Origin of the sequence: Acinetobacter sp. AS167 (genome assembly GCF_037152175.1) — a bacterium.
In the GTDB taxonomy this organism is placed as follows: Bacteria; Pseudomonadota; Gammaproteobacteria; order Pseudomonadales; family Moraxellaceae; genus Acinetobacter.
In genome coordinates, this window is the sequence record NZ_JBBCMP010000067.1 from 1 (window position 1) to 220 (window position 220).

Consider the following 220-nt stretch of genomic DNA (forward strand, 5'->3'; position numbering starts at 1 on the left):
TCAGTTTTTTATTTAAAAAATTGGACAGACTCCGCGGGAATAGCTCAGTTGGTAGAGCATAACCTTGCCAAGGTTGGGGTCGGGAGTTCGAGTCTCCTTTCCCGCTCCAAAATTTTTTTATTCAGTTTTTTATTTAAAAAATTGGACAGACTCCGCGGGAATAGCTCAGTTGGTAGAGCATAACCTTGCCAAGGTTGGGGTCGGGAGTTCGAGTCTCCTT

Annotated in this window: 1 tRNA gene; it reads left to right on the forward strand. The window is 44.1% G+C overall.

Features of this window, described 5'->3' with window-relative positions:
* Nucleotides 1-33: 33 nt before the first annotated feature.
* Nucleotides 34-109, forward strand: a tRNA-Gly gene (locus tag WFN33_RS20385).
* The last annotated feature ends 111 nt before the right edge of the window (nucleotides 110-220 follow it).